12 protein-coding genes are annotated in these 12,407 nt (G+C 30.5%); all 12 read right to left on the bottom strand.

The features are described from left to right. Window positions 1-42 precede the first annotated feature (42 nt). Window positions 43-483: a flavodoxin gene (locus EYR00_RS01395; RefSeq protein ID WP_003535032.1), complete on the bottom strand. Its 441-nt coding sequence runs from the start codon at window positions 481-483 to the stop codon at window positions 43-45. A gap of 110 nt (window positions 484-593) precedes the next feature. Beyond that, window positions 594-1,898, bottom strand: a complete 1,305-nt coding sequence (locus tag EYR00_RS01390; RefSeq protein ID WP_008792391.1) for a PTS sugar transporter subunit IIC — start codon at window positions 1,896-1,898, stop codon at window positions 594-596. Between the two features lie 316 nt (window positions 1,899-2,214). After that, a complete protein-coding gene (locus tag EYR00_RS01385) occupies window positions 2,215-3,246 on the bottom strand; it encodes a Gfo/Idh/MocA family oxidoreductase (protein WP_003535036.1) in 1,032 nt (343 codons plus the stop codon). 35 nt (window positions 3,247-3,281) lie between these two features. After that, window positions 3,282-3,710 carry a heme-binding protein gene (locus EYR00_RS01380; protein WP_003535038.1) on the bottom strand — a complete coding sequence of 143 codons (429 nt, stop codon included), beginning with the start codon at window positions 3,708-3,710 and terminating at the stop codon, window positions 3,282-3,284. A 136-nt stretch (window positions 3,711-3,846) separates the two neighbouring features. Next, window positions 3,847-5,199 (bottom strand): MATE family efflux transporter, encoded by a 1,353-nt coding sequence (locus EYR00_RS01375; RefSeq protein ID WP_003535040.1) that lies wholly within the window; start codon window positions 5,197-5,199, stop codon window positions 3,847-3,849. A gap of 247 nt (window positions 5,200-5,446) precedes the next feature. After that, entirely contained in the window at window positions 5,447-7,006 is a 1,560-nt protein-coding gene (locus EYR00_RS01370) for a putative ABC exporter domain-containing protein (protein WP_224209052.1), read from the bottom strand. A gap of 1 nt (window position 7,007) precedes the next feature. After that, window positions 7,008-7,700, bottom strand: a complete 693-nt coding sequence (locus EYR00_RS01365) for an ABC transporter ATP-binding protein (protein ID WP_003535043.1) — start codon at window positions 7,698-7,700, stop codon at window positions 7,008-7,010. Between the two features lie 176 nt (window positions 7,701-7,876). Further along, complete coding sequence (locus EYR00_RS01360) at window positions 7,877-8,650, bottom strand: EFR1 family ferrodoxin (RefSeq protein ID WP_003535044.1); 774 nt, start codon at window positions 8,648-8,650, stop codon at window positions 7,877-7,879. A gap of 163 nt (window positions 8,651-8,813) precedes the next feature. Next, a complete protein-coding gene (locus EYR00_RS01355; protein ID WP_003535045.1) occupies window positions 8,814-9,791 on the bottom strand; it encodes a ParB/RepB/Spo0J family partition protein in 978 nt (325 codons plus the stop codon). After that, entirely contained in the window at window positions 9,781-10,551 is a 771-nt protein-coding gene (locus tag EYR00_RS01350; RefSeq protein WP_003535046.1) for a ParA family protein, read from the bottom strand. The genes EYR00_RS01355 and EYR00_RS01350 overlap by 11 nt, the downstream gene beginning before the upstream one ends. Window positions 10,552-10,567: 16 nt before the next feature. After that, complete coding sequence (locus EYR00_RS01345) at window positions 10,568-11,428, bottom strand: phosphatidylserine decarboxylase (RefSeq protein WP_003535047.1); 861 nt, start codon at window positions 11,426-11,428, stop codon at window positions 10,568-10,570. Beyond that, a complete protein-coding gene (locus EYR00_RS01340; RefSeq protein WP_008792395.1) occupies window positions 11,425-12,039 on the bottom strand; it encodes a CDP-alcohol phosphatidyltransferase family protein in 615 nt (204 codons plus the stop codon). Before EYR00_RS01340 ends, EYR00_RS01345 begins: the two co-directional genes overlap by 4 nt. Window positions 12,040-12,407: the final 368 nt, after the last annotated feature.

The raw sequence follows: 12,407 nt of genomic DNA, 5'->3' as shown, positions 1-12,407 counted from the left end.
TCTTATGAAAAACAAAAGCAGTAGATTTTTCTACCACTTTCGTTAATCAATATAATTATTTAATAATCTGCCATCAGCAAAATTAAGCTCCGGATAATGAGCTTTTAAATTTTCTACAACATTACTGATACCGCTACCTCCAGATGTAGCGAAAGGTACAATTTGTTTTTTAGAAAAATTATAACTTTCCAAAAAGGTATCAATAATTCGAGGTTCAACATACCACCAGATTGGAAAACCTAGATAGATTATCTCATATTGATCAAGATTATCCAATTTGTTTAAAATCTCTGGTCTACAGCTTTGCGCCTTCATTTCTAAAGAACTGCGACTATTATCATCCATCCAATTTAAATCAGCACTTGTATACTCGATCTTTGGACAAATTTCAAATAATTCCGCTAATTCTTCTTGAGCCAGTCTAAGTGCGACTTTTTTTGTAACACCACTAGCACTAAAATACGCAACTAATTTCTTACTCATACATTTCCTCCTAAACAATAATAAAGGTATATCTCTATACCTTTATTATAAGATGACTTTAAATAAAGTCTAATACTTAGTTTTTATTAGTAGTAATGCTTATTAAGCATCTATGCTGTTTGTTCAATTTGTGCCTGTTGTTTTTCATATAGCTTAACAAAAGGTAAATAGATCAATGCAGATAAAATGATTCCTGCTAATTGACAAATTGGCGCCATAAAATTACCCCCAGATCCTAAAAATGCAATTAACAACGGTGGCATTGTCCACGGTAAATCGACATACATAATTGGACAAATATGAAGCATTGTAAGAACATAACCAAAAATAACAGTAACTAGCGGTGCTAAAATAAATGGGATGATTAAAGTTGGATTCATTACAATAGGAACCCCAAACATACTAACTTCACCAATATTAAATAATTCAGGTACTAAAGCAATTCGTGCAATTGATTTATTTTCTGGACGTTTACAAACTATTAACATAGCTATCGTCAAACCTAACATACATCCTGTTCCACCAGTGGCGAAGAAAGCCCGATGAAATGTATTATTGACAATATTACTTGGCTCCAACCCTGCTTTAATTGCATCAAGATTTTCAACAGCTAAAGTTGTTAAAATAGGATTGAAAACACCACCAATCATGTTATCACCATGTAATCCAATTGACCAAAATACTAAACTAATAAACATAAATGTTAGTACACCCGGTAAAGAACCACCTATATATAGTAATGGCTTTTGAATAACATTAAAAATAACATCATTAATGTAGACTCCCGATACCGCATTTACCCCCAAACCAACTAAAGAAATAATCAAAATTTCAATAAATGCAGGTACTAAATATTCAAATGATTTAGCAATTTGTGGTGGTACTTGATCTGGTAATTTGATTTTTAACTTATCAAGTTTAAATAATCCACAAAATAATTCTACTGCCACTATCGCTACGATCATTCCTGTAAATAGTCCTTGACTCCCTAATGAACTAGTAAAGATTCCACTCACAGTTTGAATTAATTCACCTCCCGCTTTAATATCTAATGATGTTTGAGTTACAGTTAATAATGAAACGACTGCTAATAAACCACAAAACATTGGACTGCTTTTTCGACTTGTTCCAATTTCACCACCAACTAAAAATGTGATTGCAACACTGATACATCCAATTGTCGCAAAATTTAGTGCATTAAAAGCTGGATTTAAAAAACTTAAATTCATTACCGCTGGTACTAAGGCCCCTAATCCCGTGGTATCATTACAAATAACATTTGACCATAATACACCAATTGCTCCAATAATAGTAAATGGAACAAAAGTCTGAAATGCATTCTTGATTGATGAAAGATAACGATTTTCAGCAGCAAAAACGCCTACTTTCATCAATATATCTTGAAATTTATCCATAAAATTCTTCTCCTCTTTTAAAAACATTGTACTTAATCTTCGCTAGCAGATAATTAAGTTTTTTCAAGCCATATTCATCTTAGCAAAAAAATAATCATAAATAATAAATTGTCTAGATACAGGAATAAAAGTTCAATTATTTAGATTTATCAGTAAAATATTTCGTACTTTTAGTCCTATTTAAGTTTTCAAATCTTTAGTAAATAATTAGATACTCAATTAGTTTTACACAAATTGTAATGTACTATTAAAATCGTATAAAATAAAAAAGATTACTCGACTGAGTAATCTTTACAACCTAAAAACAAATAAATTATTATTTTAACTTTGAAATACCTGTTTCCAATATTTCCATTTGTAATAATGTTTGTTCATGAGTAATAATCTGAGGCTGATGCTTAACAATACAATCATAGATACCATCATACACTCGGGCATAGTCCCCTGTTACACTAACCACTTTTTCTTCGTGATAAAAACCATCTTGATCATAATAGATAAGGGTACCATAATGCTCCGGTGTATCAACTCCAAAATCTTTATTCGTCGGCATATAAAATAATTTTAAATGTTCTTCTTGACGATCCTTGCTCTGTTTAATAAACATTCCCTTCTTACCATATACAACAAAACTAGGTCTTTCTTTAACTCTAAAATAACTTGATTTAACAGACACTTTCAACGTTCCATAATACATATCTAGATCAAAATAATCATTAAAACGCCCCTCTCCTAATAATTGACGAACATCATAATTAATTGTATCAGGTTTTCCAAAATAACTAATAACCTGATCTAATGTATGGCAACCATGCCCATATAAATATGACATTGCAGGATCAAAATGATTGATTTTTTCTGGAACCTCCGGACGATAATAATCAAAATGCATTTCTAATTCTAATAAATCTCCTAATTTCCCACTCTCTATTACTTTTTGTACCGTTAAAAAATCACTGTCATAGCGCCTATTTTGATATGCTGAGCAATACAGCCCTTTCTCATCAGCAAGAGCAAAAATCTCTTTAGCCTGTGCACTATTTTCCATGAATGGTTTCTCAACTAAACAATGCTTTCCAGCATTTAAGACCATTTTTGCATAATCATAGTGTAAGTGATGAGCTGTACAAATAACGACCATATCTATTTTAGGATCATTCAATATCTTATTAACATCCTCAACATACTCAACTCCATCAATAGTTTTCCATAAATCATGTCTAATCCTAATATCAAATATCTTTTTAACAATAAACTTATCTGATCTTTGTAAGACAAAAGGTAAATGGTAACGATTAGCACTTTTGCCATTCCCAATATAAGCTAAAACTAATCTATTATTAATCATTTTCAGATACTACTCCTTTCTATTATTCATAATATTTATATTTTATTTTTCTCATCATGATATTTTGATAAAACATCAACAATTATTTGGTGATCCTCATTATGAGCTAATCCAGATACAATAACACTTCCAATCATCCCTTTACCAACAATAATAGGATAAGCACCACCACATATCACATATCTTTCATCATTAGTGTATTGCTGATAACAATGACTTCGTTCATTCTCTTGCCAAATTTGATAAGTTGGCAATTTAAATAGTTCTACTGTGTTTTGTTTACGATTTAACCATTGATCACCTTTTTTGCCATTCATCAAATATTGAAAAACAATATCTTGATTTAAAACAATTCTGATTCTAATATTTTTTAAGTTTTCTTTTTTTACTTTTTCAACTAAATTACAACCAAGCAAAAAAGCATCTTCATTATCAAACTTATTAAAAGCAATTAGTTTTTCCATTTTATCACCCCATTTATTTATATCATAAATATTTAGAGGTTTTGTTTATTCCCCTTATTTAGTATCTAAAGTTCTATTTTAAAACCATAAATAACAATTTATAAGTACCTTTAGACCTAAATAAAAAGGAGTTTAATTAAACTCCCACTAAATTATTAAATTTCTTTTTCTTAGTAACAAAATATGCAATTATAATTGATGAAGCTGTTAAAGCCCAGCTAATTGGATAAATAATCAATAACATATTATATGTATTGAAATGCGGGAAGACTAAAAACATATAACCTAACCGAACCCCGCAAGTAAAAATAACACATAATAATGTTGAAATCATAGGACTGCCTAACCCCCTTAGACTACCTGACATAATTTCTATTGTCATATTTAAAACTTCAAAAATTAATATATATGTCATTCTGATTGTCGCCAACTCGACAATTTTAGGATTTGAGGTAAATATACCTGCAAAGAACCGATCAAAAACAATAAATATCATACTTAATGAGACTGTAAAAATAGTCCCTAAGATCATACAGCCTCGAGTAGATTTGATACATCTTTTATAGTTGCCTGCTCCATAATTTTGACTATTGAATGTAATACTAGCTTGTGAAAATCCAGTTATTAAATAGTATACATAAATTTCAAAATTCAAACCAACTGTTGAAGCCGCAACAACATCAGCTCCTAAACTGTTTATTCCTGATTGAATAATAATATTAGAAACATTAAATAACATCCCTTGAATAGCTGCAGGAATCCCAGTAAATAAGATATCTTTAGTAATAGTCTTATCTATTTTTAGTTTTTCTAACGATAATTTCAATGGTCCCTGTTCTTTAGTTAAGATATAAAATAATAATAAAGCACTAGTTGCATCTGCAATCAGTGTTGCTAATGCTACTCCTGCAACATCTAATTTACAAACAACAACGAAAAATAGTCCTAAAGTAACATTTACAACACCAGAAATCAATAAGCAGTATAGTGGTCGTTTTGTATCTCCACCGGCCCTTAGTATTGCTGCTTCAAAATTATAAATCGTTAAAAAAATCATTCCAATAAACGTAATTCGTAAAAACAAAGCAGCTTGATCGAGTACTTCTTTTGGTGTTGACATAATTTTCAATAGCCAGACTGCAATAACTTCACCAATTAAAGCAATGACAATCCCACTAATAATCGAAAGTAATATTGAAGTATGCACTGCTTTACTAGTATCTTTTTCATTTTGAGCCCCTAAAAACCGCGAAATAACAACATTTGCTCCGATTGATAAACCAACAAATATTGTAATAAATAAATTAGTAATCGGGCTAGTACTCCCAACCGCTGCCAAAGCATTACTTCCTGAAAAATGTCCTACAACAGCAACATCTGCAGAATTAAATAACTGCTGCAACACACTTGTTGCTGCCAACGGTAATGCAAATGCCAGTATTTTATCCCAAATACTTCCGTTCAAAATATCAATTCTCTTTTTTTCCATAATAAATCCCCCAATTTTCTCACTTATTATAAATCTTCTACTATACTTTAAGGCAAGGGATTTTCAAAAACTGAAAAGAAGCTTATTTTCCAAGTTTTACTTTATCTAAAAATAAAACGTAGCACTTATTCAACTACGTTTTATGAATACTTCATTATATACAATTTTAATAACAGTAAATAGTTAATATATCTGTAATATCAAAATTAAAAAGGTATTGATCAAAACTAATCAATACCCATATTATTTATTCACTTTTTAATTCTCGTCCATTCATCATATTACGACATCCATATAAAATCAAAAACGATATTGCAAAGTTTACAAATAGTGCAACATAGCTAGCTGCCATCATCGCCACGGTAGTGCCGCTATTCAACAAGATGGCAGTAGTGATTACAGCACTTGGAATCGCACCAATCAACATCACTATCATTCGCATAAAATTCTCCATCATTGGTGAAGTTCGACTCTTTAAAAGTCTAACAGATAGTACACTTCCACTAATAAAGATACTAGTATAACCAATAACATTTAATAGATAGACAATGATCATCATTAGACTTTGATGATAATATAGGCCCATTGCAATAAAAGAAACAGCTGCAACAACAAATATCTTTATAAATGTTGGAATGATTACCGCAATCAATTTACTAAACGGCTTATCAGGAATTAAATAAATTTGATAATTTTTTAATTCTTTAGATAAATCTGAATTTTGTAAAGAAGAAAAAATCCAAATTACCATCATATAAATAAACATTCCAAACCCAACGTCAACTGCTATTGTTACTGCAATATATATTCCAATTGAAATCAAATCACTAACACTAATAAAACTATTAGTTTTACGCATTAATAAAATATTTTTTGACATTACAGCATAAGCCCCTTGGCGAAACTCCCCCTTAATCCCAAGCTTTACTTTCTTATTTCTTAAAGCCTCCTGATCTCCGGCTTTGGCCGCTTTCATTCGTTTTGATAAATCTAGAGAATCTTGTAAAGCCTGTTCATAAAAATTACCTCGATAACCAATAAATAAAACATATACTAAGATTACAGCTCCACACAACAAAAGATATCCTAATGTTACTAACAAATAGTTATGCTCAACATAAGCAATCAAAGCTAACTTCATCCACCCAAAAATAGGAACTACATAAAATAAATTTGATTGCACAAAATCCATAAACAAAGTATGATAATTACCCGTTTGAAGATATAAAACCAAAACGATAATTACAACAAAAGCAATAATAATACCAGGAATGATTTTCGAATACTTACGATATTTCTTATCCCCAATTGATAAAACATAAAGATAATCTGTTAATAATAAGAAAAACAAAACAGTGATAACAGATGCTAAGTAAGCTAGCACAATAAAAATAAAATTAAATCCGGCACCACCGCTAAATGCAGCTAAAAATACTAAACTAATCAAAGCAAGTAGAAAGGCCTGAATAATTGTTTGGAAAGTTAAATAGCTCATTACTTGTCTTCTAGTAAAAGGACCTGTAAAAAGATAGAATGCATCCTCACCTGTAAATAAAGCTTTTTTTGACTGCATCAATGTTGCAAATAGCATAATTGCTTGAAAACCAATTAATAATAAAATTCCCATGTGCAAATCTATATTATTAACAGCCATAATTTGACCTGCATCCACATTGAATAAACTAACGATCATTGCACCATAGAATAGAATCATAATAATAACAAATACTCCACTTGCTTTACGTTTAAATAAGTTTCTGATTGTCCCTTTGATTTTTAATAACCATAGTTTTAATAACGGTTTCATCTTACTCACCATCCGTTAACTCAAAGAAATATTGTTTTAACGATTCATCTTCTAATTCATCACGTAAAACGTGTTTAATAATTTTACCTTTATTCATAATATAAGCTTCATCATAAATATCCTTAATAATATCAATGATATGGGTACTAACAAAAACTGCACAACCTTCTTCCTTTAGCAACGTAAAAATTTTTAAAACATCTTCAATACTAGCTGGATCTAATCCCACCATCGGTTCATCGACTAATAAAGCTTGTGGCTGGATTAAAAGTGCTAATAACATACTCAGCTTCTGTGTCATCCCTTTGGATAACTCTTTAGCCATGCTTTTCCTTTTCCCTGTTAATTTAAATAATTCAAGATATTTATTCGCAATCTCGTGATAATTGTCTACTCGATACGCATTTCCAATAAAATCAATATGCTCATCAATAGTAAGCAGATCATACAAAATCGGTGTTTCTGGAACATATCCAAAACAACGTTTAGCCTCAATACTATCATTAGGATAACCACAAATTTTAATCTCTCCATCAAATTTCAAAAGATTAGCAATACTTTTGATCGTTGTTGATTTACCAGCCCCATTTGGTCCAAGTAAGATTGTGACTTTTCCCCCTTTAGCAACTAAATCAACATTATCAACAGCTCTAAAGCCATCATAAATTTTTGTTAAACCATTTACTTCAATCATTTCAAATTCCCCCTAGTCTATATATTCACTATACTCTAACGACCTAGGGCACTGTCAACCATTCATGCAATAATTAATACTTTTTAAGAAAATGGCACTAAATAGCTATACTCACCAAATAAATTATTGTGCTTAAATATAATAAACAGCTATTTTAAATATCAACAATAAGAAGCTTACTCTACAAATTCATTATACTTTTGCTTGATAATATCTGTTAAACGGACATCTGGATGATGATATTTCTCTCTTCTTTCAATTTCTTTTTCTTTAGACATATATATCGCTGCTGTTGGACACCAATGAAAACACGCTAAACAGGTCATACAATTATCTTTAATTTTAATTTTTCCTTCAATCAACTCAATATTATTCATTGGACAAACTTTTATACATGTTTGGCACCCGATACACTTCTCGTCAACTTTAATTCCACGCATATTACAAGCTTTATATACTGCAGAATTTTCAACTTCAGGTAATAATGAATAATCTATCTTATCTTGTTCTATTATTGATTTTACAAGTTTTTTGATATTTGTCTTTTGATTAGCTAATGTGTCTTTTATTTGTTCAACAGTACTCAAATAACTATTACCAGGCATTGGGATTCCCTTACTTAGTGCTAAACTTAAATTTTTTTCTTGTAAAAGATTATCAAATCTTTTTGCTACATCTCCGGGATGTCCTCTATATGTTGTGAATATAAAAATATAAGTATTCTGCTTAAATTTCATTTTTCTAATAGTATCCCTTATAAGATATGGCATATCCCCATAGTATATTGGAAAAACAAACCCCACTCGCTCATAATCAACTTCGATATCTTGTTTATTGTGAAGTGCTGCAAGCGATATAACATCACATTGCCCATCAAGAGATGCTGCTAATAGTTTTGCTGTTGTCAAACTATTGCCGGTTGCTGAAAAATAATAGATTCCTGTCTTCATATTAACCCCCTATAAATACTTTACTACTTTTAGAATTCTTAATTATAAGTATAACCAAATTAACTAATTTTGATAGTATTCTTTCAAACACAGAAAAAGAGGGGCTCATGTTTTTATGAACTCCTCACGTGTCATCAAATACTTAACTTAATGATATCGAAGCTTAACTTTCCTCAATTACTCCCATTAACTCTAAAATCCGATTTAAATCTTTAGTATCAGTATATTTGATTGTTACAGCCTTTTCATCAACCTTGATCTTAGTTCTAAATTTCTTTCTTAATAACCCTTCAACATAGACATATTCCTTTGGTTTTTCAACTTTAGGACGATCTTTACGACTATTGCCTAATTCAATTCCCTTAACAATGTTTTCAACATCACGAACTGATAAGCCTTCTTCAATACAACGAGCAGCTAAACTTTCGGCTTTTTCTTGAGGAAGAGTAATTAAACAACGAGCATGCCCCATTGTAATTTTTCCTTCAAGTACATAATTTTGAATCATTTCAGGTAATTGTAATAATCTTAACGTATTTGCAATATAACTTCTTGATTTACCAATTCTTTTAGCTAATTCATCTTGCTTAAGATTCAATCTCTCCATCATCATTTGGTAGGCTTTAGCTTCTTCAATAGAATTTAAATTCTCTCTTTGAATATTTTCCAATAATGCAATTTCCATCATTTGTTGATCTGTAAAATCTACAATAATTGCAGGTATTTCTACTAATCCCGCAATTTTAGCCGCCCGACATCTTCTTTCACCAGCCACAATTTCATATCCCTGGATTGATTTCTTTAAAATCACCGGTTGAAAAACACCGTGTTCTTTAATCGAAATTGCAAGTTCTTGTAGCTTTTCTTCATCAAATAATTTACGAGGCTGATAAGGATTAGGACGAATTTCTTCTAAAGAAACTGTTATCTGTTTTGATTCAGGTGTATTTTTTTCAATATCATCAATCAAAGTACTAATATCTCCACCAAAAATAGCATCTAACCCTTTACCTAACTTTTTATTTTTAGTTGTTGCCGGCTTACGAGCAGCAGGCTTTTTAGTTGTAGTTACTGTTTTCTTAGTTGCTGTTTTTTTAGCCGCCATCTTTGCTGGGGCACTTTTTGTTGTATTATTTGGCATTTCGTTTACACACTTCCTTTGCAAAATCTCGATAAGCGCGAGCTCCTTCAGAATTATTATCATAATCAAAAATAGCTAGTCCTTCAGAAGGGGCCTCTGATAATTTAATATTTCTTGGAATCGCTGTTTTATAAACTTTTTCTTTAAAATATTTGCGTACTTCCTGTGATACTTCAACCCCTAAATTGGTTCTTTGATCAAGCATTGTTAGTAATACTCCTTCAATTGTTAATTGTGGGTTGAAAACACTTTGAGTTAATAAAACAGTATTTAATAATTGTGTCAATCCTTCTAATGCATAATACTCACACTGAACTGGTATTAAAACCGAATTACACGCAGTAAGTGCATTTGTATTTAATAAACCTAATGCTGGTGGACAATCAATAATAATATAATCGTATCTATCCTTTATTTTATCAAGCGCTTTTTTTAAGCGTTGTTCACGACCTTTTTTTACGTTCGCTAATTCAAGATCCGCCCCTGCTAGATCAATACTACCTGGTGCTACATCTAATTTAGCAATATATGAAGGAACGATAACATCATTAATATTACACTCTTCAACAATTATATTGTATGTTGATAATTCAATATGATCGCGGTCAATTCCAATCCCTTGAGTTGCGTTAGCCTGTGGATCCATGTCCACAAGAAGAACCCGATTTTTAGCATTTGCTAGAGCGGCCGCTAAATTAATACTCGTCGTAGTCTTACCAACGCCACCTTTTTGGTTTGTAATCGCAATTATCTTTGTCATTATTTAGCCTCCCTCATTAATATTTCTTCCCAATAGTTTCACCTAGTTTAACTACGGTCTCTTTATCATTCATACTATTTTCAATTATATCGTTATCAATAACAACTTGATTTTCTTTTAATAAAATAATTACTGTTGAACCGCCAAATTCAAAGTAACCTTTTTCTTCACCTTTAAAACATTGTTTCTTATCATGGTTAACGATTCTACCAACCATCATCGCACCAACTTCCATTTGAATCATTTTACCAAAATTTTTAGATTCAATTATCGTATAGCTGCGACTATTCTGCTTATAAATCGGATAATAATCATTAGCAATAGGATTAACTGTATGAAATCTACCTTTAATATATTTATTTCCTATAATTTTCCCATCATCAATAAAACTATAACGATGATAATCATCTACTGTCAATCTAAAAATCATCCAATAACCATTCATATATTCCTTAGCTAACTCATCGTCTTCTAATAATTCCCCCAATGAATACCTTGTATCTTTAATCATAAAACGGCTATCTTGATCAATTTTATAACATGATAACTTAGAATCAGCTGGGCTAATCAAAACATTATCATCAGCTAAAAAAGGGCGTTTTCCATCAACTATTTTACGAGTAAAAAAGTCATTATAACTCTTAAACTCTCTTTGTTCATACTGCGACATATCTATTTTATTTTCTTTAATAAACGGTGCAATTCTTCGTTTTGATAAACTAGAATTCATATACCAGCCACCTAAATCACTAACAAACTTGCATACAAGGATTTTTAAAGCACATCTACCAAGAAATGTGCCATAAAGTTTCTTTAATAAGTTATTTTGGCCCTCACCGTTAGTTTGAACATTCCCTAAACGATCAACGACTATCATTTTGTCACCACGATTTGAATCAACTCTACAATAACTAATACCCCTAAAGCCGCTAAGCCTTTTGACTGTACTTTAGGAACTTTAAAATCAACAATAAATAAAATCCCTGTAATCAACATCAAAGCACCATAAAGATAATCCAACTGAAAAATAACATATCGCAAAGCATATGCCATCGGCAAAATAAATGATGATGTTGTCACTGGCAAGCCTTGATAATACTTTCTCTTTTCTGTTGTTTCTTTTTGTCTTGTCTCTTCTTTAACATTAAAATATGCAAGTCTAATAACCGCAGCTAGAACATAAAATATCTCTATTGCTAGCCATCCAATTGAACTTAATCCAACATTATACCCTAAAATAGCCGGAAAAACTCCAAACGCCACTAAATCACATAAAGAATCTATCTGGATTCCAAAACGCTTTTCTTCATCTGTACGATTTTTCTTACTACGTGCTACCATACCATCAAAAGTATCACAAATACCACACATAATTAAGCAAATAAATGCCCATTGATACATCCCATTAAAAGATAAATGAATCCCTGCCATTGCAAATATCAATGACAAATATGTAAGAATAACCGTATAACTATAATAACCGATCATTTTTCTACTCCCTAATAAAATTTTCAACAAAAACAGTATAGCACATATTTAACTAATAAGGTACATTAATCTATCTTTTGTCTCTTAATAAATCTAAATTTATTTGATTAATTGATATAAAATAAAGCAATTGAGCAGTTCGCTAATTAAACATATTTTTTAATTATTCTAACCAATTTTTAATTGCCCTATCAATCTTGCACCTCTTAATATTTAGTTACTTCTATGCATTATATCAAAATTTTCTTTTTAAACAATCTTTATTATTATGAGTTATAATTTTTATACTATAGATTTAGTCTCATTTCCAAACTTTTCCTATATATTTATGAAGTGATTTTATTTATATTATTATAAAAGAAAAAATA

The sequence above is a fragment of the Thomasclavelia ramosa DSM 1402 genome (assembly GCF_014131695.1).
Taxonomy (GTDB): domain Bacteria; phylum Bacillota_I; class Bacilli_A; order Erysipelotrichales; family Coprobacillaceae; genus Thomasclavelia; species Thomasclavelia ramosa.
This window is presented reverse-complemented; position numbering and strand designations above follow the sequence as displayed.